Annotated in this window: 14 protein-coding genes; 6 read left to right on the top strand and 8 right to left on the bottom strand. The window is 39.1% G+C overall.

Annotated elements, in window-relative coordinates; all coding sequences use genetic code 11:
* Positions 1-140: 140 nt before the first annotated feature.
* Together KP713_RS00350 and hypF are read left to right on the top strand one after the other, a co-directional pair.
* On the top strand, positions 141-1367 hold the full coding sequence (locus KP713_RS00350; protein ID WP_215769523.1) for an ATP-binding protein: 1227 nt from the start codon (positions 141-143) through the stop codon (positions 1365-1367).
* An 85-nt stretch (positions 1368-1452) separates the two neighbouring features.
* Entirely contained in the window at positions 1453-3723 is a 2271-nt protein-coding gene (gene hypF, locus KP713_RS00345; protein ID WP_215769522.1) for a carbamoyltransferase HypF, read from the top strand.
* 56 nt (positions 3724-3779) lie between these two features.
* Here the strand turns inward: hypF and KP713_RS00340 are convergent, their stop codons facing one another.
* Positions 3780-4688, bottom strand: coding sequence for a RimK family alpha-L-glutamate ligase (locus KP713_RS00340; RefSeq protein WP_140527726.1), 909 nt, complete (start codon positions 4686-4688; stop codon positions 3780-3782).
* 115 nt (positions 4689-4803) lie between these two features.
* On the opposite strand from KP713_RS00340, the gene KP713_RS00335 reads away from it, so the two are divergent.
* A complete protein-coding gene (locus tag KP713_RS00335; RefSeq protein WP_005628952.1) occupies positions 4804-5067 on the top strand; it encodes a GrxA family glutaredoxin in 264 nt (87 codons plus the stop codon).
* 65 nt (positions 5068-5132) lie between these two features.
* Here KP713_RS00335 and fabB read toward each other — a convergent pair whose 3' ends face one another.
* Positions 5133-6353 carry a beta-ketoacyl-ACP synthase I gene (fabB, locus tag KP713_RS00330; protein ID WP_005633515.1) on the bottom strand — a complete coding sequence of 407 codons (1221 nt, stop codon included), beginning with the start codon at positions 6351-6353 and terminating at the stop codon, positions 5133-5135.
* A gap of 148 nt (positions 6354-6501) precedes the next feature.
* Here fabB and mnmC point away from each other — a divergent pair, with 148 nt between their 5' ends.
* The gene (gene mnmC, locus KP713_RS00325) at positions 6502-8514 is read left to right on the top strand and encodes a bifunctional tRNA (5-methylaminomethyl-2-thiouridine)(34)-methyltransferase MnmC2/FAD-dependent 5-carboxymethylaminomethyl-2-thiouridine(34) oxidoreductase MnmC1 (protein WP_215769521.1); all 2013 of its coding nucleotides are present in this window, start codon (positions 6502-6504) and stop codon (positions 8512-8514) included.
* A 65-nt stretch (positions 8515-8579) separates the two neighbouring features.
* Here the strand turns inward: mnmC and sppA are convergent, their stop codons facing one another.
* Positions 8580-10433, bottom strand: a complete 1854-nt coding sequence (sppA, locus tag KP713_RS00320) for a signal peptide peptidase SppA (protein WP_215769520.1) — start codon at positions 10431-10433, stop codon at positions 8580-8582.
* 97 nt (positions 10434-10530) lie between these two features.
* Here sppA and KP713_RS00315 point away from each other — a divergent pair, with 97 nt between their 5' ends.
* Entirely contained in the window at positions 10531-11085 is a 555-nt protein-coding gene (locus tag KP713_RS00315; RefSeq protein WP_215769519.1) for an NAD(P)H nitroreductase, read from the top strand.
* A 17-nt stretch (positions 11086-11102) separates the two neighbouring features.
* On the opposite strand, the gene KP713_RS00310 is transcribed toward KP713_RS00315, so the two are convergent.
* From KP713_RS00310 to sstT, 3 genes are all read right to left on the bottom strand, one after another.
* Entirely contained in the window at positions 11103-11687 is a 585-nt protein-coding gene (locus KP713_RS00310) for a TorD/DmsD family molecular chaperone (RefSeq protein WP_215769518.1), read from the bottom strand.
* Positions 11687-12295 carry an NAD(P)H-dependent oxidoreductase gene (locus KP713_RS00305; RefSeq protein WP_215769517.1) on the bottom strand — a complete coding sequence of 203 codons (609 nt, stop codon included), beginning with the start codon at positions 12293-12295 and terminating at the stop codon, positions 11687-11689. The genes KP713_RS00310 and KP713_RS00305 overlap by 1 nt, the downstream gene beginning before the upstream one ends.
* A 120-nt stretch (positions 12296-12415) precedes the next feature.
* Positions 12416-13660: a serine/threonine transporter SstT gene (sstT, locus tag KP713_RS00300; RefSeq protein WP_048953555.1), complete on the bottom strand. Its 1245-nt coding sequence runs from the start codon at positions 13658-13660 to the stop codon at positions 12416-12418.
* Positions 13661-13947: 287 nt separating this feature from the next.
* Between sstT and KP713_RS00295 the strand changes: the two genes are divergently transcribed.
* Entirely contained in the window at positions 13948-14388 is a 441-nt protein-coding gene (locus KP713_RS00295) for a LexA family protein (protein WP_140450012.1), read from the top strand.
* Between the two features lie 69 nt (positions 14389-14457).
* Here the strand turns inward: KP713_RS00295 and aroG are convergent, their stop codons facing one another.
* The gene (aroG, locus tag KP713_RS00290; protein ID WP_252346284.1) at positions 14458-15546 is read right to left on the bottom strand and encodes a 3-deoxy-7-phosphoheptulonate synthase AroG; all 1089 of its coding nucleotides are present in this window, start codon (positions 15544-15546) and stop codon (positions 14458-14460) included.
* 275 nt (positions 15547-15821) lie between these two features.
* Positions 15822-24566 carry a YadA-like family protein gene (locus KP713_RS00285; protein ID WP_215769516.1) on the bottom strand — a complete coding sequence of 2915 codons (8745 nt, stop codon included), beginning with the start codon at positions 24564-24566 and terminating at the stop codon, positions 15822-15824.
* Between the last annotated feature and the right edge of the window lie 234 nt (positions 24567-24800).

Raw genomic sequence — 24800 nt, 5'->3', positions numbered from 1 at the left:
TCGATACTTAAATATGAAAGTGCGGCAATTTTAAGTTTAATTTGCGACACAATCTTAAATTAAACTAATTTTATCTTTACTTCTTATCTATTTTTTAGTTTAATTTACTATGTAATCTTAAATTAAACTTAATTTTTATCATGTCAGATTTTTATTCACGTCAAATACAACCTTTATTGCAAACTTTGATAAAACAATTTCCAGCAATTCTCATTACTGGCCCACGCCAAGTAGGAAAATCCACGTTGTTACAGCATATCAGCAAAGAACATCAATATATTACCTTTGATGATCCTATCTTGCTCGCTCAAGCACGTAACGACCCCACCTTATTTATGCTCAACCATCAAGGCAAATTAATCCTTGATGAAGTACAATATGCGCCTGAATTATTTTCCAGTTTAAAACTTGCCATTGATAAACAAAAAATCAATGGGCTCTTTTTGCTCTCCGGATCACAAGCTTTTCAACTGATGCAAAATGTTACCGAAACCTTAGCGGGTCGTATTGCAGTATTAAAATTACAAGGATTTTCTCTGCGTGAAATTCAAGAAGTGGTGTTTTATTCGCCTTTTCTGCCTAATATGGATTATCTCAACACGCGCGAAAGACTTATTAAACCTGTAGAAAATATTTGGCAAATTATTCATCGAGGCTATATGCCACGCCTATATCAACAAGAAACCAGCTGGGATATTTATTATGCATCCTATGTTTCTACCTATATTGAACGAGACGTACGCACACTCACCAATATCACCAACATCACTGATTTCACGCGATTTATGATCACTATCGCCGCACGAAGTGGTGAATTACTAAATTACAGCAATGTTGCGCAAGAAGTTGGTGTTTCCGTTGATACCATTAAACGCTGGACGACAATTCTCGAAACATCAGGCATCATTTATCTGCTTCAGCCGTATCACAATAATCATCTAAAACGTGCAATCAAAACACCGAAAGTTTATATGATGGATACTGGTTTAATGGCTTGGTTAACTAAATGGTTGACACCGGAAACTATTCAACAAGGGGCAAAGAGCGGTCAATTTTTTGAGACTTTTGTAGTAAGTGAAGTCATTAAATCTTTCTACAATAACGGCATTGAGCCACCTATTTATTTTTATCGCGATACCAATCAAAAAGAAATCGATCTTTTGATTGAACATAATCGCACACTCTACCCCATCGAAATTAAGACTACCGCCAGCCCCAACAAGAAAATGACAAAAGCCTTTGGTATTTTGAAAGATAATCTCCCGCCCGATGAAATCCAAATAGGGAACGGCGTGATTATTAATCAATATCCGCAAAAATTATGGCTTGCAGAAGATTTGGTGGCATTGCCAGTGTGGTGGATTTAAAAATAACAAATTTTGACAAAGATCAGATTTCACTTTTCTATTTCAAGTTACTATAAATACACTCAATATCACATCAGGAAAAATGATGAAAGGAATCGAATTACGTATAAAAGGAAAAGTACAAGGCGTGGGATTTCGCCCGTTTGTATGGCTTATAGCCAATGAATATGGATTAAAAGGCGATGTCAATAATGATGGCCAAGGCGTACTCATCCGTTTTATCGAACCAGAGGAAAAGAGTCTTACTGCGTTTCTACAGGACTTACAGACAAAACTTCCTCCTTTAGCATTAATTACGGATATCCAACAGCAAGAAAAATATTGGGAGGATTTACCGCACTTTTCAGAATTTGTTATCCGTGAAAGTGAAAATAATGACATGGATACACAAATTGTACCTGATGCGGCAACCTGTTCTGCTTGTATCGCTGATTTGTTTGACACTCAAAATCGCCGCTATCACTACCCTTTTACAAATTGTACTCACTGTGGCCCACGTTTTACGATCATAAAAAAAATCCCTTACGATCGTAAAAATACTTCTATGTCTGATTTTCCATTTTGCCCTGATTGTGAACATGAATACAAAAATCCCGCAGATCGTCGTTTTCATGCCCAACCTAACGCTTGTAACGTTTGTGGGCCACACATTTGGTTACAAGATCAATATCAACAACTTTCAATACATGAAAATGCGCTAAAACAAACTTCTGATTTACTCAAAAAAGGTAAAATTATTGCGATAAAAGGCATTGGTGGTTTCCATTTAGCCTGTGATGCACAAGCTTTTCATACCGTTCAATTATTACGTGAACGTAAACATCGACCTAGCAAGCCACTTGCCGTAATGGTGCCTAGTTTAGATTTTCTACAAAACCTAACGCCAGCTGAAATTAAATTACTCACTAGCACAGCTGCACCAATAGTCTTATTAAATAAATATAAAGTGCCGAATTTAGCAGAAAATATTGCCCCTAATCTAAATGAAATCGGCATTATGTTACCAAGTAATCCATTACAGCATTTACTTTTACGAGAGATAAATCAACCACTTGTGATGACATCTGCCAATCCGAGTGGAGAACCGCCCGTACTAGATAACCAAAGTGCGGTAAAAAAATTAAGTCATTTGGCTGATTTCTATCTTTGCCATAATCGTGATATTTTGCAACGCGCAGATGATAGTTTAGTTCGTGTAGCCTTTGACGGTGTGGAAAGCTTACGTAGAGCAAGAGGATATGTACCCGATGAAATTGTCCTAAATACCCAAACTGAAAAAAATATTTTGGCATTGGGTTCCGATCTTAAAAATACCTTTTGCCTACTCAAACAAAATAAAGCCATTGTCAGCCAACATATTGGTGACACAGCGAATGAACTGATACAACAACAATTAGAAAATAACATTGATTTATTTTGTCAAATTTATCAATTTAAACCAGATTTAATTGCGATTGATGCTCATACTGGCTACTTTTCATCAAAAGTAGGAAAAAATCTGGCAAAAAAATTTTCTATTCCTTATGTCACCGTCTTACATCATCATGCACATATTACAGCCGTATTAGCGGAACATCATTGCAAGGAAAAAGCTATTGGCATCGCATTAGACGGTATTGGTATGGGTGCGAATGGACAACTTTGGGGCGGAGAATGTTTGCTTGTAGAGGGCGAAACTTGCCAACATCTTGGTGGATTACCTGCCGTGGCGTTACCTGGCGGTGATCTTGCAGCAACTCAACCTTGGCGTAATTGGATCGCCCATTTACAACAAAATGTTCCTCATTGGCAAACATTTGCAACAAAAACTTGCTCTTATTTACCTTGGGAGCCCCTCACCAATGCCATTCAACGAAAACTTAACTCACCACTCATCTCATCAGCAGGAAGATTATTTGATGCAGTCGCCTATGGTTTAGGGATTACAGAGACTAAACTCTCTTGGGAAGGAGAGGCGGCTTGCCATTTAGAAGCGCTTGCTACACAATCTGATTTTATTAAAGAAAACAAAAGCACGATGAATATTCCCGTAAAAATGGCAATTAAAGATAATCAATTAGATTTATCAACTTTCTGGCAAAGCTGGCTTGCATACGACACGTCTAAAGCTAATAAAGCCTTTGCTTTCCATTATGCCTTAGCACAAGGATTCTCAGAATTAGCACGGAAACAAGCACTATATCATCATTGTAAAACTATCGTACTTTCTGGTGGCGTGATGCATAATCAACTTTTACGCAAACTATTAAAAGAAAATTTGGCAGAATTTAATGTGTTAAGTGCCCATCAATACCCTATGGGCGATGGCGGGTTGAGTTTAGGGCAAGCAATGATAGCCGCAAATTTATCTGACTAATAAAAAACGCGTGGAATACTAAACACGCGCTTTTATTATCAAATATACCAGTAATACTATTTCACATGACAGCTTATAGCGGTTTCGACATAAGTAATTATCTGAGTGGCAATATCAACCCCGCTTGTTTTTTCAATCATTTCTAAGCCTGGGCTTGCATTTACTTCTAAAACCAATAATCCATTTTTTGAACGAATTAAATCCACACCAGCTATATCTAAACCAATAGCTTTTGTAGCTCGAATGGCTATCTGTTTCTCGTCATCGCTTAGGGTAATTTTTTCGGTTTTTCCGCCACGATGGCAATTCGCTCGAAACTCACCATCTTGTCCAATTCTCTGCATTGTTGCCACAACTTGATCACCAATCACAAAACAACGAATATCCGCGTTGCCCGCTTCTTCGATAAAATCTTGCTGCAACATAGATATATTGGTTTGCTTAAAAGCTTCCATAATGCTCACCGCACTTTGTGGCTTTTCAGCTAAAATAACCCCAATTCCTTGTGAACCATTTAGCGTTTTTAAAATTGTCGGCGAACTGATATAAGGTACTGTCGCCTGAGCTTGCACTTCACCGCCACTTAAAAGTGAATTGGGAACTGGAACACCTGTATTCAGCAAAAGTTGCAAACTTTTCCATTTATCACGAGCATTTAAAAATGCCTGAGATGAATTTAAACAAAAAGTCTCTTTGCCTTCAAAATGCTGTAAGACTGAACATCCCATTTGCGTACTCGTTGTACCAAATCGAGGCAAAACAGCATCATAATCAGGCAATAAATAAGGTTTCGACTCGGAATTTTCTTGATAAAAAATCTGGAAGTGCGGTGGATTTTGTGAGAGTTTTAAGAGACATCGATTCGGATCTAAAATATCCATCTCATGCCCTTGGTATTTCGCAGCTTCTTTTAAGCGTTGGCAACTATAAAGACGAGGTTCGCGGCAAAGCATTAGTAATTTCATAATATTTAACTCATTGTCTACGATGTTCCGTATATTACACGAATAAAAACACTTTATGTAGACGATAAAAATCAGGTAGAATTGCCTAGAATTTTAACTCAAAAAAGGAAATCTTATGTTCGTTGTTATTTTTGGTCGTCCGGGCTGCCCTTACTGTGTGCGTGCAAAAAACCTTGCCGAAAAATTAAAAGGCGAAGTTGCTGATTTTGACTATCGTTATGTGGATATTCACGCAGAAGGCATTACTAAAGAAGATTTATCAAAATCTGTTGGTAAACCAGTAGAAACCGTACCTCAAATCTTTATTGATGAAAAACCAATCGGCGGTTGCACTGATTTTGAAGCATTAATGAAAGAACAATTTGGTATTGTTGCTTAATTTTTCTTTTTAATTTATACAAAAAAGCCACTTTCGATTGAAAGTGGCTTTTTTCATAGAATCGTTTAACCGTTATAACGTTTAAAAATTAATGTCGCATTTGTACCACCAAAACCAAAGCTATTTGACATTACCGTTTGTAATCCTGCATTTTCTTTCGTCTCAGTAACGATATTGCAACCTTCTGCGGCTTCATCTAAGGTTTCGATATTAATACTTGGCGCAATAAAATCATTATCCAACATTAATAACGTGTAAATTGCTTCGTGTGCACCCGCCGCACCTAAAGAGTGACCGGTCATTGATTTGGTTGAAGAAATCGCTGGGATTTTATCACCAAATACATTTTTAATTGCACCTAATTCTTTCACATCCCCTACTGGTGTAGATGTACCGTGTACGTTGATGTAATCAATTGGGGTATCGACAGTTGCCATTGCCTGTTTCATACAACGCTCTGCACCTTCACCGCTTGGTGCCACCATATCGTAACCATCAGAAGTTGCGCCATAACCTACAATTTCAGCGTAGATTTTTGCACCACGAGCAAGTGCGTGCTCTAATTCTTCCACAACTACAACTGCACCACCACCAGCAATTACGAAACCATCACGGTTTGCGTCATAAGCACGAGATGCTTTTTCTGGCGTTTCATTGTATTTAGTTGAAACTGCACCCATTGCATCAAACTCAGTAGCACATTCCCAAGATAACTCTTCTGCACCACCCGCAAAAACTACATCTTGTTTGCCTAATTGAATTAACTCAACCGCATGACCAATACAATGTGCAGAGGTTGCACAAGCAGAACTGATTGAATAGTTCACACCACGGATTTTATAAGGTGTTGCTAAACAAGCTGAAACACTTGATGCCATTGTTTTCGTTACCGCATAAGGACCAATCGCTTTTACACCGCGAGGGCCACGTACCGCATCACAAGCCACTAACTGATTATGTGCAGAACCCGTACCCGCACCAATCACTAAACCTGTACGATCATTAGAAACTTGATCTTCTGTTAAGCCAGAATCTTCAATCGCTTCACGCATAGAAAGATAAGCATAAGCTGCTGCATCACCCATAAAACGGAACACTTTACGATCAATGTGCTCGCTTGGGTTTAATTTGATTGTTCCGGCAACATGGCTACGCATATTCATTTCCACAAACTCAGGCACAACTTCAATACCTGATTTCCCTGCTTTTAATGAAGCCAATACTTCTTCTTTGTTGTTACCGATACTTGAAATAATCCCAAAGCCTGTAATTACAGCTCTTCTCATTGCTTCTTCCTTATTGTTTTATATATAAAAATAACGGCTCAAAATTACTACGAAATAAAAATATTTCAAGCAATAATTCATTTGTTCGACCAGTTCAGAAAATCGCGTTATTATATGCAAATTTCATTAGGCAAGGAAGGAATAAAAAATGACTTTTAGCGTCCAACATGCTGAGATTCACTTCAATCAAAACCATATTCCCATCTCTGATCAATTCGATGATGTCTATTTTTCTAACGAAAATGGATTAGCAGAAACAGATTATGTTTTTCTACAAGGTAATCAACTTTGGGAACGTTGGATAACACACAAAGAAGCTAATTTTGTCATCGCTGAAACGGGATTTGGTACAGGATTAAATTTCTTTGCGGTAACCCAATTATTCCGTGAATTTCGCCAGCAACACGAGAATCATCCTTTAAAACGCCTTAATTTTATTTCCTTTGAAAAATATCCGCTAAAAATAACCGCACTTTCGCAAGCGCACCTTGCCTATCCACAGTTTGAAGATTTAAGCGCTCATTTGCAACGTTATTGGCCTTCATTGATTCTAGGTTGCCATCGTATTCATTTTGGAGAGACAACGTTAGATTTATGGTTTGGTGATGTATCAGAAAACTTGCCACAACTTGGCGATTATATGAATGAACGTATTGATGCGTGGTTTTTAGATGGCTTTGCGCCAAGCAAAAATCCCGAAATGTGGAATGATGATCTCTATAATCTGATGTTTCGTTTCACGAAACCCAATGGTTCTTTTGCCACCTTCACCGCAGCAAGTGCGGTCAGAAAAGGACTTGAATCCGCTGGCTTTAATGTGACAAAACGTAAAGGCTTCGGCAAGAAACGAGAATGCTTAAGTGGGCTAAAAATAGAATCAAAATCGACCGCACTTTCGACACCTTGGTATCTCGCTCAGCCTGCGAAAATGGAAAAACAAGATGTCGCTATTATCGGCGGTGGTATTGCTTCTCTTTGTGCTGCCATTTCCTTAGTAAAACGTGGGGCAAAAGTCACCATTTATTGTGAGGATGAAGCGCTAGCACTCAATGCCTCAGGCAATAAACAAGGCGCATTTTATCCTCAACTTAGCGATGATAATGGGCTCACCGTTGATTTTTACCTGCACGCTTTCAGTTACGGTCGCCAATTACTTGATTGGGCAATCTCACAAAACATAGCGTTTGAACACGAATTTTGTGGCGTGGCACTATGTGCTTACAACGAAAAAAGTGCGGTCAAATTAACAAAGATTTCTCAGCTTGGTTTGCCGAACGAAATCTTCCAAATGCTGAATGCTGAACAACTCAGTGAAAAAGTAGGATTACCGCTTAATTGCGAAGGCGGTTGGATTGAACAAGGGGCTTGGCTTGCACCAAGACAATTTGTTCAAAATGCCTTTTCATTTCTTGAAAAACAGGGTGTCGTCATTAAAACCTCACAAAAAATTACCGCACTTTCTCAACAACAAAAAGGTTGGGAACTAAAAAATACGCAAGGCCAAACATACTACCATGAAGTCGTGATTCTTGCGAACGGATATAAAATTACTGATTTTGTTCAAACAGAAAAGCTACCGCTCTACCCTATCCGCGGGCAAGTCAGCCAAATCCCAACATCGGAAAACTTACTCAAACTAAAATCTGTACTTTGTTATGATGGTTATCTCACCCCAGCCGATCAATTAAAAACCTCACATTGCATCGGCGCAAGCCATGTTCGTGATAATGTTGATTGCCATTTTAGCGAACAAGAACAACAAGAAAATCAACAAAAACTCCAACAAAATATCGCTCAAGCTTGGACTCAAGATGTGGATACATCAGGCAATCTCGCTCGTGTAGGCATCCGCTGCTCCGTAAGAGATCTTGCCCCAATAGTGGGAAACGTGCCTCATTTTAAACAGCAACAAGCGGATTATTACAATTTATTCAACCTCCGCCGCCGTAAACAACCTATTCAAAGTGCGGCCAATTTTCAGAATCTTTTCTTAACAGCCGCCTTAGGTTCTCGAGGTCTCACCTCCGCTCCACTCTTAGGTGAAACCTTAGCCTCAATCATTTATGGCGAGCCATTACCAATAAGCGAAGCCATATTACATAATCTTTCAGCTAACCGAGCTTGGGTGAGAAAGTGGTTGAAAGGAAGCATCGTGGAATAATTTTACTTCAAAAAAATAACAGCACAGGTATTAAACTTGTGCTGTTAACATAATAAACGTAAATTTTACTTCACGCTTCCACAACTCAAACAATACAAATATTGTCCTTTAGGATCATTAAATTTAGTTAATACATTCAATTCCTTTTGTAATTTTTGAATTGGAGCTGGCATCCCTATCCAGCTAGCAAAAGCACGTTGCGTTGTTTTTTTCGTATCGTGTAATAATGTCTTTACAAAACTATTGCTATCATCATCTATCAACCATTCTACGCTAAAAGATTCCATTGCTTTTTCTTGACGTTGATTCACTAATTGTTCAGCTTTATTGATTGCTTCATTAAAAGAACCAATCTCATCTACCAAACCATTTTGGAATGCATCACTGCCTAACCAAACCTGACCTTGAGCAAGTTTATCTACTTGTGTTTTTGAAATTTGACGGCCTTTGCTGACAATTTCTAAAAATCGGTCATAACCATGCTCAATTTCTGTTTGATAAATATCTTGCACTGGTTTTGCTAACGGAGAAAAAGCGGATGTATTGGCTAATTCAGTAGTTGAAACGCCATCAGCATTCACACCTATTTTCTTAATGCTATTTTCGAAAGTCGGGAACATCGCGAAAATACCAATAGAACCCGTAATGGTGTTTGCATCGGCAATGATATAATCTGAAGTAGATGAAATCCAATAACCACCCGACGCGGCCATTGCTCCCATAGATACGATAACAGGTTTACCAATTTTCTGTAAATTTTCAGCCTCTTGTCGAATAATTTCCGAAGCGAATGCACTTCCACCTGGAGAATTAACGCGTAAAATCACCGCTTTTACAGCTTTATCGTCATAAGCTTTTCGTAAAAGACGCGCAATGGTATCTCCTCCGACATTTTCTTCATCACTTTCCCCATCAATAATCGTGCCCTCCACATTCACTACGGCAATTTTATTTGGTGAATTATCCTGTGGTGTTAAACGATCAGGGAATTGTGTTAAATAATCATCAAATGCGACTAAATTAGCTTCCCCATCTGCATTTTTGCCAAAAAGTATGGTTAATTTTTTCTCTAAATCAAAACGTGTTGTCAAATGGGTCACCAAACCACGTTTTTGCGCATAGCGTGTCGAATCCCCTTTCAATGTTTTCAATTCATCTAAATATTGTTTCGCCGCAGGCAACAGATCACTTGATTTAATATGACGATTTTCGCTTACCATTGAGGTATAGTGATTCCACATTAAATTTAACCAGCGCTGCATATTCGTTTTTGCCTCAACTGACATATCGTTGCGCATAAAAGGTTCTACCGCTGATTTATAAGTTCCTACGCGGAAAATATGTGGTGTCACTGCCAATTTATCGAGTATATCTTTAAAATATAAATTCTCTTGAGCCAGCCCATGTATATCCACCTGACCAATTGTATTAAGATAAATCTCGTTTGCAAAGCTAGCTAGATAATATTGCCCCTGTGTATAATTATCTGCATAAGCAATAACAGGTTTTCCACTTTCTTTAAAGCGATTAATCGTTGCACCAATAAAATCTAAAGCAGGTAAATCAGCTCCTTCAAAATGATTAAGATCGAGTACTAATCCTTTAATTTGAGGATCCTGTTGCGCATACTCAATCGCTGACACAACATCAAATGTTGAAATTTTTCTTGGTACATACTCACCGTTCAATTCACTTAGCGCATCTTGCCAACGAAGTGTTTCATCACGATTATCCGCTAAATAACCATCTAAATTTAGCAATAAGCCACCTTCCTCTGTTAATGTTGTAGATTTTTTTCCACCACTTGAAAAGCTAATAATCGCCATTAGCAATAGGACAAAACCTAGAAACACCACATTCATCACGAGATCACGAATGAAACACAGCGCTTTCCAACATAATTTTAATACTCGAAACATACGAATTACCTTTAAAAAATTTGCGCTAGCGTATCACAAAGCCTTGTCAAAAACTATGCTATAATCTACCGCACTTTTATTGACAGAGAATAATACAATGGATGCACTTACCCTCTTAACCACAAGAAAATCAAATAAAAAATTAACCGCACCAGCGCCCAATGCTGAACAATTAGAACAAATTTTTCAAGCAGCAATGCGTGCACCTGATCATGGCAAATTAAAACCCTATCACTTTGTTATCATGGAAAATGAAGGACTTAATAAATTGGAAAAGCTGCTTAAAGCTGCGGTTATCGAATTTGATCTTGGTGAAGAGCGATTAAAAAAAGCTGAAAATTTAGCCCATCGAGCCCCAATGGTAATCGGTGTTGTAGCAAAAGTTGATCCTACAATCGCAAAAGTACCAGGATGGGAACAAATGCTCAGTGCAGGTTGTGCAACTTATGGATTACAACTGGCTGCACAAGCGCAAGGATTTGATAATGTGTGGATTTCAGGGAAATGGATTAATGGCACTGCATTACGAGAAGCTTTCGGATGTCGTGAACAGGATCGTGTAATTGCATTAGTCATGATTGGCACAGGCATGGAAAAAGCCGAACGTGAATGCCGAATTATCGATACAAAAGATTTTGTAACCTATCTATAAAATATTTCTTGCTTTCCTCAAGACTTAGAGGAAAGCAAGATATTGCCCAACTCTTCTTCCAATTCATCCGCCATCGCCGCCAATATTTCTCGAGTAAGAAGGGCCAATGCACGATAAAAAGGCAAAGTTGCTTGAGTTTCTACTTGAGTTAAAAACTTCGCTGCACAAGGCAATAAAAAGGTTTCAAACAATTCTTGTTGAGCCACTAAAGAATCCGAATTATCTTCAAGCCAAGAGGCGGTAAGCAATAATAAAGCAAAATGATCCGCACTTTCCACTTCTGGCATATTGCGTACAAGGCGAAAATTCATAAATTCTTCAACATCAATGCCATAAGCTGAAATAGAGGTCATAACTTTACCATGGGTACCAAATAATTTTTGATACTCTTCGTTCAATAAATCGAGATCAATTTTAGCTTGTAGGCTATTCAGCGCTAATTCACTTTCTTTATCACTATCTAATGCCCAAACTTGATTCAGACCTTTTTGTTGTAACCAAGTAAACGCGCCTGCAAGTACTTCATCGGTAGGAAAACGATAAAAAAGATTACCGAATAATCGACTAATTAATGAAAAATTATTAATTTGTTTTTCAGACATTACGCTTTTTCCTTTAAAAGTGCGGTCAATTTTTCTTTTGTTTTTTGAGCGGCAAGTTCAATCATTGCTTTACGCGCCTCATCATCAATTAAATGAATATCACCGAATAATTCAAACTCAACATTTTCAATGCCACAGTAATTAAATAATCCATTAATTAAACAATGATTAAGCGATTTATCCACACCAAATTCTTTATATTTATCAACATTACTGCCAATCGTAATAAATTGCTGCATTTGCTTATTTTTGAGCAATCCAACCGATTCGCCGTTTTCCGTTTTATAGGCAAAGCCGTGACTTAATACACGATCTAAATAGCCTTTCAAAATTGATGGAAATCCCATCCACCAAAGGGGATAAACCAACGTAATTAAATTCGCTTGAAGAATAAAATCATGCTCTTGCTGAATATCTTCTGGAATAATACCTTTGTTAGCATTCTGCAATTCTTCATGAGATAAAATTGGATTGAAATTCATTTCATAAAGATCACGAAAAAATACATTTACACCATTTTCTTGACTAATTTGCTCAATACGATTGGCAATCGCTCGTCCAAAACTACGCGCTGAATTAGGATGAGCAAAAATAATTAAGTGGTTCATTTTTCTTATCTATTTGTAGGGAAATAAAACTTGGCAGAAGTCTATCAAAATAGACCGCACTTTGCATATAAAATCACATAAAAAAAGCGGGCATAGCCCGCTCTCTTATTTGCATTATCATTATGCTGCGTTTTTACGTTCTTCTTCCATACATACTGCCGCAGTAAATAATACGTCAGTTGATGAGTTTAATGCGGTTTCAGTTGAGTCTTGTAAAATACCGATAATGAAACCAACACCGATCATTTGTGCTGCTACATCATCAGAAATACCAAATAAGCTACATGCTAATGGGATTAATAATAATGAACCACCCGCCACGCCAGATGCACCGCAAGCACAAAGAGAAGCGACGATACTTAATAAAATCGCACTAACAAAAGATACTTCCACACCTAATGTGTGTACTGCAGCTAACGTTAAAATTGTGATCGTGATTGCCGCACCTGCCATATTGATGTTCGCACCCAATGGAATAGAAACAGAATAAGTTTCTTCATCAAGGTTTAAACGTTTTGCTAATTCAATATTCACTGGGATATTTGCCGCAGAACTACGTGTGAAGAACGCTGTTACACCACTTTCGCGTACACAAGTCCATACTAATGGGTACGGATTACGACGAATTTTCCAATAAACTAATGCTGGGTTAATAACAAAAGCAGTAAATAACATTGTACCGATTAATACTGCAAGTAACTGCGCATAACCGCCTAATGCGACTAAACCTTTATCAGATAAGGTTTCAGCCACTAAACCGAATACACCAAATGGTGCAAAAGAAATAATGACATGAACAATTTTTGATACGCCTTCTGCAAAATCAGATAATACGTTCTTAGTTGCATCAGATGCATGACGTAACGCTAAACCTAAACCGATAGACCATGCTAATACACCAATAAAGTTTGCTTTGAAAATCGCATTTAATGGATTGTCTACCACATTTAAAATAAGGGTAAATAAAACTTGACCAACAGCTTGCGGCGCTGAGCTGGCATCTTCTTTGGTTGCAAGAACCACTTCCGTTGGGAATACGAAACCCGCAATAACTGCAACAATCGCTGCTAAGAATGTACCGAGAAGGTAAAGCACAATGATTTCTTTCATATTGCTTTTCGTACCAATCTTACGGTTTGCAAGCGCAGCCATAACAAGGAAGAAAATCAAAATTGGCGCAACAGCACGCAATGCTTTAACAAAGATGGTACCTAAAACGCCTACTTTTTCCGCAATATTAAAACCTAAAGCACCTTCAAGTGCCGGTCCAACAAGCGCAATAATGATCCCTAGAACTAAACCAGTTGCAATTCTTTTTACTAAATTGCCCTGGAATAACAGACGAAATAAACGAGATGTGTTCATACTTTTATCTTTCTTTTTAATAAATTTAACTTCAGATTGTCGCCAATCCACCTATGAGGAGATTAAAGATAGCGTAAATTCTTATCGAAAGAAAATATTTTTTGTTATTTGTCATCCAATAAATGAACTTTTTTCTAAATTTGTTAGATATTTTCTAAAAACATACTGATAAAAAAATTTTTTATTTAAGCTATTGACACCCTGTATGAAACACCAGTAAAATTTAACTGTACAAAAAAACAAGGTAAAAGGTTATTTATCCATATTATTTAACAGGAGATAAGAGAATGAACAACCAAACTTTGACTGCGCAATATGAAATGGATTTTTCTTATAATCCACTCCCTTTTTTCAGTGATATGGATGACAGCCTTAAATTCAATAAAAAACTAGACTTGAATCTTTATTGCATTAAGCGTCCAAAGCAAACCTGTTTTATTCATGTCACCAATCCAAACATGTTAGCTTGGGGGATTGAAAGTGGAGATATGCTAGTCGTTGAAAAAAATGACAATCTTTATACAGGTGATCTTGTTGTGCTAGAAGAAAATAACGAATTTCATGTCTATGAATTTATGGCGCATAGCGGCAATTACCTTTTCATGGCATTGGATTCCACTACACCAAATATAAATACAAAAGATTGGTCGAATTTACCCATTGTCGGCACCGTAACCAATACGATTCATCAAATGAAACGTCGCGATAAAATGAAATGGGCTGCGTAGTTAAAGGCGAATAAAAAAGTGCGGTGAAAATCAACCGCACTTCTATCTAGTATCTAGATTATATTTCAATTAATTACTCTTCACTTTACGTCTAGCAATCACCGCATCAGAAAGCTGTTTAAGAAGAATTTCAGAATCTTCCCATCCAATGCAAGCATCTGTAATACTTTGTCCATAAGTCTGCGCTTTACCATCAACTAAATCTTGACGGCCTTCCACTAAATGACTTTCCACCATTACGCCAAAGATTTGTTTAGAACCAGATGCAATCTGATTGCATACATCTTGGCAAACGTCCATTTGTTTTTTAAATTGTTTACAGCTATTTGCATGGCTGAAATCAACCATAACATGTGGAATACGACCAGACTTCTCAATATCCGCACAAACTTTTGCCACATCTTCAGCGTTATAGTTTGGTCCTTTATCACCACCGCGTAAAATAATATGGCAATCTTCATTCCCTTTTGTGGAAACAATCGCAGAATGACCAAATTTGGTTACAGATAAGAAATAATGAGGAGCTTCTGCTGCGCCAATCGCATCTAAAGCAACTTTCACGCCCCCATTAGTTGCATTTTTAAACCCAACCGCACAAGATAAACCTGAAGCTAACTCACGGTGAACTTGTGATTCAGTCGTACGCGCCCCAATTGCGCCCCAACTCATAAAATCTGCAACATATTGTGGCGTGATCATATCTAAAAATTCACCAGCAGATGGCACACCTAAATCATTAATATCAGAAAGTAATTTTCGTGCAATGCGTAAACCATCATTTAAACGATAAGTATCATTTAAATACGGATCGTTAATTAAACCTTTCCAGCCCACCGTTGTACGTGGTTTTTCAAAGTACACGCGCATAATAATTTCAAGGCTATCTTTATATTTTTCACGTAATGGTTTTAAACGGTTTGCATACTCAATTGCCGCTTTAGGATCATGAATAGAGCAAGGACCAATAATCACTAATAAACGATCATCTTTACCATGAATAATATTATGTGCTTCATGACGCGTTTGTTTTACTAATTTAGCCGCATATTCACTAGCTGGGTATTTTTCTAATAAGGCAATGGGCGGTAAAACCTGATCGACTTTCTCAATACGCGTATCATCGTTTGCCACGACAATTTCAATTTTTTCTTTAGCCATACATCACTCTCTTGCTTTCAAATGTTGTGTTTAATTATGTTGTTACTCTACACTTATTTTTTGTACTAGTAAACTAGTTCATTTTGTTTTTTAAGCTTATTATGAGAACAGTCTTATTAAACAATCTTTAATAAAGCATTGCAAGTGAAATGGCATGACATAATACGGGCATATTTTTCCCTCTTTTAATGTTAATTAAAGCATATTTTAAAAGCCGATATAAAAAAACACCGCAAAGTGCGGTGTTTTTTCATTATGTTTTTGCTATCAGCTGATTACCATTGGTAACCTACGCCAGCTGCGACGCCAGTTTTACCTTGGCTATTTGCCGTACCAGATAAACGAATGATGATCTTACCGTTATCAGAAATACGAGACATTCCTACTGCAAGACCATTTTGACCTTGGTAACTACCCGCTGCAATACCAACTAAGCTCTTACCTGGTGTATAAGCCTGCGGAATATTCGCCGCTGCCAATGCACTTGCAGTACCTGCATCACCACGTTTTCCAACTTTGTTGATCTTGTTATCCAAGTCACCAAGTTTATGCCCAATACCTGCAGCTACAGCATACAACTGGCTACCGTTAATCGCATCTGTTGAAGTTTTAGAAATTTCACCCGCTGCTACGTTTTGGATACGACGCTCATTACCCGCAGCACCTACAGATACTACACCATCAGCTTTATCACCTTGGAAACCACCATAAGTCATATGACCAACTGTTGCAGTACTTACAGTACCTGTTGAACCAGCTGTTGTGCTCGCACCCTGAGTGCCATCCTGTTTCAAGTTACGTAAAGTACCAGTTTTAGAACCATTACCGCCACGAGCTGTTGATTTAGCACCCAAGATAGCAGAATTTTCTACAGTATGTTTCACTTCATTACCTAACACAAACGTATCATTGGTTGCGACGGTATTATTGTTACCCACAGAATAGCTTCCTTGGCCACTAACTGTGCTTGGGTCACCAAATGCACCAGAATTATTACCTGTTACACGGTTGCCTGTACCAATACTGATTGAATCATTACCCGTTACAACAGAATTAAAACCTATTGCTACTGCATTTGTTCCATCCGCTTTTGAACGTGAACCTATCGCTGTTGCAAATTTACCACTTGCACTTGAGTCAAAACTATTTGTTTGCTCTTGTTTAGGACGTTCAACTCCATCATTTGAATGGAAGAACTTAATACCTTGCTCATTCATATTGTGGATTGCTTCAACAACAGAGTTAGTCACAATCTCTTTTTGGCTATGAACGTTATAAGTTTTCAACACAGGAACATCATGACCATTATCATCTTTTGCCGTCACAACTGTTTTCCCAGCAGGTGCATTTACTGTTGTGTAACTTGGTTTACCATTTTCATCCAAATCCACTTTAGTGTATGTTGGACTTGTTTGGTTAACATTACTTTGATCACCAACCAATGCATAAATTTGTGCACCATTTACCGCATCGGTACTATTTGGTGAAATATCGCCTGCAGCAACACCAGTAATCTTAGTTGGTGCTTTACCATCCGGACCACTTACATTGATATTACCATCATTGTTACTGATCTTAGGACCCGTATCACCACCAAACTGTACGCTGTTGAATTGAACATTGTCTTTGGTTTTATAGGTATATGCCACATTGCCATCTTTATCGACAGTTTGTGCCACTTCCATATTTTTACCAGCTTCAAAGTTCACAGCCTTACCTGGATTGATTAGCGTATCTTTCGCTCCGCCTGTTGCAGTGGTAGAGTTTGTTCTCCAGCCTGAATTGTTAATAGCTTCAGCAACATTTTGTGCGGTTGCCACTTTGTTCAACGGAGCTGCCGCATCTTGGGCTAGTTTAAGTGCATCTTGGGCAGCTTTTTTCGTTTCCGGGGTTGCATCCGCAGGCAAATCTTTTACTGCCTGTTCGGCTTTCTTCAGATCGTCTGCCAGTTTCTTCGCTTCATCTACAGTAACAGGACCTTTTACCGCACCAGGTTTGGTTGTATCCGCAGTAATTTCACCCGCATCCACATCAAACTTCACATAAGTATCAGTCACTTTCTTGCCGAACTCATCAACACGCTCAACAGTTGCAACAGCTGCTTTTGTACCTTTACCATCAGCAAAACGAACATTGTCATTTGGATTGACTTTCTCAAGTTTATTTGCTGATAACGCTTTACTATCATCATTAAATGCTTCATTAGCTTTAGATGAATCAGCCAAACCAACATTCCAACCAGACTCTTGGATTGCTGTTGCCACGGTATTACCTGTTACGACTTTATTACCCTCATTCGTAATAGTCGCACCTGCCACATCAATTGGTTTATTATTTGCTGTCGGTTTACCCTTTTCATCTACTTCGTAGCCAACTGGCTTACCATTTTTATCTACTTCATAGTAGTTATCACCAATCTTAATTGCAGGAATGTCTTTACCATCTTTAGTAATCGTTACCTTATCAGTCACTTTACCATCTGCAATTGCAACGGTGATTTCGCGAGTAACAGTACCATCTGCTTGAGTAACATCTTTACCTGTTACAGAGATACCATTATCACCTTTGAATTCCACTTTGTTCGCGTTTTTCACGGTGTTGGTGTAGTTGTTATCTTTTGCAGATACCACCCAGCCCATATTCGCTAAATCACGAACAGTTGCAGCAGAATTTAATGTCTCTTCGCTTAAAGGTTTATCATCTTTTTTCGGGTTAGTGCCTAAGTTAACTAGTTTGTCTTTCGCTTCTTTAGCTGGTGTTGTTACATTGCCATTAGGATCAACCTGATCACCTTTGGTATCAACATCCTCGATATTTAATACAGAGCCCACCCCCTTAATCTGAGTCGGTTTGCCGTCTGAAGAAGATACATTCAACGCACTTGATGGTTTATTGGCATTATTTGTTGCCTCTTTCGCAGCTTCACGTTTCAAGGTAACTTGAGGATTTTCCACCGTCACTTTGTCTCGTTCTAAACCTGTTGCTCCTTCATTTGGTTTACCGTCAGCATTAAGTTCGTTTGGTTTATAGAATTTACCATCGTTACCTTTCACAACAGTTTCGCCCGCTGCATTTTTGTATGTTTCAGGCTCGCCAACATTTACCGTATTGAACTCAACATCGTCTTTCGTTGCATAAGTCACTTTACCGTTTTCATCTTGTTTCACAGACATATTTTTGCCTGCCACCATTTCAACGGTTTTACCCGGATTAATTAACTCACCATTATCTTTAGTTCCAGCAACTTTTTTACCACCATCAACTTCAGATGTTTTCAGCGTAAAGCCAGATGAGTTAATCATATCTGCAACATTTTGAGCGTTAGCAACTTTATTACCACCTGCTTCATTCACTGCTTTTTCTGCTGCTTCTAATGCATTTTTCGCAGCTTCATCATTAGGATTTTTATCAAATTCTTCTTGAGCTTTATCTAATGCATCTAATAAGTCTTGAGAAACCGGACCTTTCACCGAACCATCAGTTTCAGGTGTCATTTCCGCCATATCGACATTGAACGTTACATTACTTACTTTTCCTTCTGCATCTGTAGTTACTACCGCTTTGGTATTGATTCCATCTACAAAATTCACTGTATCGTACGGTTTCACAAAGTCTTTCGCAGTGTCATTGTTTTGTAAATTCCAACCTGCATTTAATACGTCACCTACAGTAGCCGCATTGTTAGGGTTTACATAGTTAACAGCGTTTTTATCTGTTGTATTTACAGGAGCATGTTCAGTAGTTGGCGCTTTTGTATCTTTTTTAGCTCCATCTAAGTTGCCTGCTACATTAGATAATGTTGTTGGTGCTGTTGTACCCTCTGGGCCATTGATTGATGTAATTACATCACCTTTTTGTATTTCTTTATCTCCCTGACCTTTTCCATCTGGCGTTGTGTGATATGTTACATTACCATTTTCATCCTTCACTGGATACACTTTAGTACCATCTGCTGTTGTGTAATTTACAGGCATTTGTGCATTATTTGTAGATACTTGGTCATCTACTTTCACAGTAATCGTGCGAACGCCATTCTCATCTGTTTTACCCGTTACTGAAGCTGTGCCTTCACCTACAAATTTAACTTCGTTGGCATTACGTACTTGATCTGAGTAGTCATTACCTTTTGCAGATACAATCCAACCTAAGTTTTGTAAATCACCTACAGTAGCTGCATTGTTAGGATTAGACTTGCTAAAATCAATTAAACCTGCTTTACCAATGTTATTTGGTACAGCTACTGGAGATGCATCTTTCTTAGGTTGACCATTAGGCTCAACTTGATTAGCTGGATACCATTTACCATCGTTAGCCATTTTTTTGTCATCTACTGGATCAAATGTATTAGCACCATTCGCTACATTGCCCAATTGTGTTGCATCTCCAGCTTTGTTTGCTTTTGCATTTGGATTTACTAAATTAGTTTTTACAGTATCTCCAGCTACTTCTGTTGGTTGCTCCTTCAATGCTGTTCCATCTGCATTTTTAAACTGATTAGTTTTTGGATCATATACTTTTCCAGCTAAATCGCTTTCTTTGTAATATTTTCCATCTGCTGCTTTAACTACTTTATCTCCAGCTTCATTTGTATATGCGATCGGTAAGTCTTTTACATCTATTTGTACATTACTTACTTTTCCTTCTGCATCCGTGGTCACTACCGCTTTGGTATTGATTCCATCTACAAAATTCACTGTGTCATATGGTTTTACGAAGTCTTTCGCAGTGCCATTGTTTTGTAAATTCCAACCTGCATTTAATACGTCACCCACAGTAGCCGCATTATTAGGATTTACATAGTTAACAGCATTTTTATCTGCTGTATTTACAGGGCCATGTTCAGTAGTTGGCGCTGTTGTACCTTTTTTAGCACCATCTAAGTTGCCTGCTACATTGGATAATGTAGTTGGTGCCTTAGTACCTTCTGGACCATTGATAGATGCAATCACATTCTCTTTAGGAATTTCAGTGCCTGTACCATCTGGATTTGGATAGTATTTAGTTTCCTTAGTTCCATCTGGTTTTGTTACCGTCTTAGGATATACTTTTGTACCATCTGCAGTTGTATAACTTACAGGTTGCTCAGGCATTTCTTGAGCCTCTGCTTTCACAGTGATAGTACGAACACCATTCTCTGTTTTACCAGATACAGTAACGCCACCTTCTCCAACGAATTTCACTTCGTCCGCATTTTTTACTTGGTCTGTGTACGCTTTTGTTAATTCACCTGTTGTTTTGTCCGAAGATACAACCCAACCCATATTACGTAAATCACCTACGGTAGCGGCAGTATTGTCGCTTACTTTAGGTTCTCCTGTCGTAGGTTTAGACAAGTCAACTAAACCAGTGTTTTTAGCCGTTGTACCTGGTACATTACCACCATACGTATCCAATCCAGATTTCACATTAGTAACTTTCACTGGATCCGTACCATTAGAGCCAGATACTTTAAGGTCTCCCTCATCAGTTTTACTTAATTTAGGACCTTGATCGCCACCTAATTGCACAGTTTCAAACACCACATCATCTTTTGTCGAGAATGTGAATTTACCGTTATCTTGAGCAATCTTGATGTTTTTATCGGCTTCGAAGGTTACCGTATCGCCAGCTTTGACTTCTTGCTCTTTCTTGCCGGTATTTTCACCGCTTGTTGTGGCAGCCGAAGTTGCCTTCCAAGCAGCTGCTTTAATGGCATCTGCGACGTTGCCTACGGTAGCGATTTTGTTTTCATCTCCTGCATCTACTGTCGGCACGGCTGCAGTATTGATGTTTCCAGTATTAACCTTAACACCGTCAGAGCCTACCGTTAAGGATTTATCCGCAGCATTCACAGTGATCTTATTGGTAGCATCATCCTTTTTCAAACCATCGCCAAGGTTTGCACTGTATTTGATTGTGCTGGTTTTGCCGTCTGTATTTTCAACAGATACAGTTGTGCCGTCGCCGTCAACAAAATTAACGGTGTCATAGGCGGTAACAAAATCTTTTGCTGTCGTATTTCCTTGCAAGTTCCAGCCTGCATTCAATACATCGCCTACGGTTGCGGCGTTGCTGTTATTAAGCGTTGCCGGTTTGGTTGCATTAGTTGTTGGTGCATTTGTATTTGCTTTCGCACCGTCAAGGTTGCCAGCTACGTCAGTAATCGCATTACCGCCGTTGTTTAAACCGTTTTCGGTCAATGAAACTGGGCTCTTACCTGCTGTTACTGGAGTAATAGTAACACCTGCATTAGTCAGCTTGGTTGTCGGCGCATTTGCATCTTTGCCTTTAAACTCTGCGCTGGTCAGGTTGGTTAATACAGGGTTCAGGCTGTAGGCAAAATCGGCTTTTCTGATTTTCTTTTTAACTTTTTTAGTTTTATCAAAATCATCCGGAACTTCAACTTCAACTTCGGTTTCATCACGATCTAACTTCAAGTTGTTGCCGACTTGAAATTGGACTTTATCTTCCGGGCGGATTGCGCTTTCATAAGCGCTGTCCGCTGGGGTCACACTTGCTTTTTTAGATGTGAACTCACCTGAAGATCCTGTTACCACGTTACCGCTTGCGTGAAAACCCCCTGCAATTTTTTTGGTGATGGAGTTTAACTGGGAACCGTTGATTGCATCGGTAGAATCTTCTGCCACGCGACCGGCTGCCACGTTTTTCAATTGACGTTCTGCGCCGGAGCTACCGAAAGACACGACGTCGCCTTCAGAGGTATTGGTACCACCTGCCCACTTAAATGTATAAGCTATATCTGTTGAGTTATCAGAAACAATCTCGCCATCACTGTTGTAATTCACGCTTAATTGGCGTGTCCCCACCAAATCGGTTGTGGAGCCCGTACCAATTGCTACCGCATTTTGTTTAGTTGCCCGAGCGCCAACACCTAAGGCTACAGATCCAATTGAGTCAGCACGAGAGCTTGCACCAATAGCGGTACCCAAATCACCTCTTGATAAGGCATGCACCCCTAAGGATGTGGATGCATGACCATTTTTATTTGTAGTATCTGCAAAATTAATAGCAGATGTATCCATATCACGACCGGTTAACTCTTTATAGGCTTTATCTACAGTTCCTGTAGTCGTTGTCGTCCCTGCAAAACTATATTTACGTTGAACAGAATGGCCATTAATTATTTCAGTTATCGTTTTTTCCGATATTTGACCGTTTGCTTTTTCATATGTTGTATTTTGCTTAGACGCGGAGTCAATATTTGCACCGCCAATCATAATAGAGGAATCGCCTTGCGCATTGGTGCCCAAGCCCATGGCAATCGCACCTTGATTACCTGACGCTTTCGCCCCTTGACCAACTGCAATATCAGCCTCTTTCGTTGCTTGTGCCAACTGACCGACTGCAACAGAAGATGTTGTCGCCTTAGAACTATCGCCGACAGCTACCGCAGATTTATCAGCATTTGCCTGATAACCAGCAGCTACCGCAGATTCTTTAGCACGGGCAGCCGTACCGGCAGCCACGGCGTAATTGCCCTGAGCTTCCGCCCCCATACCGATGGCGACTGCTGCCTCCGCATTCGCTAATACGGACGCACCGGAACCAATGGCTGTCGAACCAAAGGCACCTTTTCTAACGATAGAGTTCGTACCAATCGCCACGCCCAACGGGGTGGTAGAGTGGGCCTGCATACCGATTACGGTAGAACCGTCTTGACCATAGCTAGCACGATAGGAATCATCTAAAGCGACTCCTACAAGCTCTCTATACTTGTTTGTAATCGTAATAGGCTGTCCATTTTTTCCTGTCGCAGGAGTGGTGGGCGCATCAAAATCATTTACTGTGTTAGCTGGTCCACTAGTCGGACTTTCTGCCTTAAAGTATTTCTTATTAACATAAGCTTTAATATCATTACCACCAATAACGATAGAGCCTTGACCAGCTATAGATTGTGCACCAAGAGCTACCGATTGGTCCCCGATAGCACGGGTATTACGACCTAAGGCTGTGCCTTCGTTAATATCTACATTTTGGAAAGAGAAGAAACCATCCTTGTTGGCATCTCCTGTATTTTTAAAATAATCCAATGTACTAGTAGTGCCACCAAACGCTTTTACCAATACCTTAGCATTATCATCCGGATCGGTACCATTACCTGTCGGTAAACCGTCTGCCCCAATCGCACGATACCCAGCACCAGCACCAGCACCAATGGCTACGGAAGAGTTAATAGCTGTATTATTTCTATTAAGCCCCGTATAAGATGAGACGCCAATAGCTACGCCACCTGCAGCTTCATTAGTACCTGTTCTCGTGACATCAGTAGCTGCTCCAGTTTTATTAGAGCCGGCTGTTGCATTATAGCCGACAGCAACGCTATGTCCGCCCCCTTCATCACGGCTTTTGGCTTCTTTACCAATGATAATATCGTTATTTTTCTTTGCTTCGCTAGATGAACCAAAAGCAATTGTATCATTCGCAGTAGCCTTTGCTTCATTACCAAATGCCATCGAACGCTGCCCAGCCGCTTCTGTATTTGTACCAAGAGCTACAGTATTGAAACTTGTAGCCTTTGACTTGAAACCAAGGGCCACTGCACTCTCTTGAGTAGCCTCTGCCATTCTACCTAAAGCAACCGCATTGTCTTTTGTAGCCTTACTTTCTAAACCTAAAGCCATCGCATTATTAGCAGAAGCTTGGGCCTTAACACCGACTGCTACGGATAAATTCCCTTGAGCTTTAGCACCTTTACCTAATGCTGCACCCTCAGTTCCTGTTGCTATGGCTTGCTTACCAAGTGCAACAGCGCCATCTTGAGATGCATTTGAATCAGGTCCAAAAGCAACCGAACTGGCTATACCTTGCCCAGCAGTGTTGCCTGCTGTAGCAGCATAAGCCGAATGGCCACTTAATAGCGTCAAGGCGATAGCTGAAGATTTAATAAAATTGCCTGAAAATTTAACCGCACTTCCTTGTGAATTTGATGAACTTTGTTTTTTATGTGCTTTGGTTAATTCTGAAACAACCACCCAAGATTGCGTTGCTTGGCTCCAGACGATACGGAAGATTTTATTCATAAATGTCTCTCTAACGATGTTTAAAAATACCCTCAATCTCTTATTCAATTAATAAAAGAACTTGGGCATAAATAAAGTGGAAAAATTATACAGATTTAGTCATAAAGTTCAATGTAAAAATACAATCTTTACGATAATTTACATTTATCAGGTGTAATGAAAAACAATAGCAAACGTTTGCCTTTTTTTGCACAAGAAGTAAACAAAAGTGCGGTGAGTTTTAGGGGAGTTTTT

The organism is Haemophilus sp. SZY H36, assembly GCF_018829625.1.
GTDB lineage: Bacteria > Pseudomonadota > Gammaproteobacteria > Enterobacterales > Pasteurellaceae > Haemophilus > Haemophilus haemolyticus_K.
The sequence above is the reverse complement of the archived record's forward strand: the minus strand, read 5'-3'. Positions and strand labels throughout refer to the sequence as shown.

Excerpts from the sequence above, each read along its gene's own strand:
- sstT (WP_048953555.1), bottom strand. The coding sequence starts at position 13,660 with ATGAACACATCTCGTTTATTTCGTCTGTTATTCCAGGGCAATTTAGTA.
- mnmC (WP_215769521.1), top strand. The coding sequence starts at position 6,502 with ATGACTTTTAGCGTCCAACATGCTGAGATTCACTTCAATCAAAACCAT.
- KP713_RS00340 (WP_140527726.1), bottom strand. The coding sequence starts at position 4,688 with ATGAAATTACTAATGCTTTGCCGCGAACCTCGTCTTTATAGTTGCCAA.
- KP713_RS00310 (WP_215769518.1), bottom strand. The coding sequence starts at position 11,687 with ATGTCTGAAAAACAAATTAATAATTTTTCATTAATTAGTCGATTATTC.
- KP713_RS00305 (WP_215769517.1), bottom strand. The coding sequence starts at position 12,295 with ATGAACCACTTAATTATTTTTGCTCATCCTAATTCAGCGCGTAGTTTT.
- KP713_RS00295 (WP_140450012.1), top strand. The coding sequence starts at position 13,948 with ATGAACAACCAAACTTTGACTGCGCAATATGAAATGGATTTTTCTTAT.
- sppA (WP_215769520.1), bottom strand. The coding sequence starts at position 10,433 with ATGTTTCGAGTATTAAAATTATGTTGGAAAGCGCTGTGTTTCATTCGT.
- KP713_RS00285 (WP_215769516.1), bottom strand. The coding sequence starts at position 24,566 with ATGAATAAAATCTTCCGTATCGTCTGGAGCCAAGCAACGCAATCTTGG.
- KP713_RS00350 (WP_215769523.1), top strand. The coding sequence starts at position 141 with ATGTCAGATTTTTATTCACGTCAAATACAACCTTTATTGCAAACTTTG.
- KP713_RS00315 (WP_215769519.1), top strand. The coding sequence starts at position 10,531 with ATGGATGCACTTACCCTCTTAACCACAAGAAAATCAAATAAAAAATTA.
- fabB (WP_005633515.1), bottom strand. The coding sequence starts at position 6,353 with ATGAGAAGAGCTGTAATTACAGGCTTTGGGATTATTTCAAGTATCGGT.
- KP713_RS00335 (WP_005628952.1), top strand. The coding sequence starts at position 4,804 with ATGTTCGTTGTTATTTTTGGTCGTCCGGGCTGCCCTTACTGTGTGCGT.
- hypF (WP_215769522.1), top strand. The coding sequence starts at position 1,453 with ATGAAAGGAATCGAATTACGTATAAAAGGAAAAGTACAAGGCGTGGGA.
- aroG (WP_252346284.1), bottom strand. The coding sequence starts at position 15,546 with ATGGCTAAAGAAAAAATTGAAATTGTCGTGGCAAACGATGATACGCGT.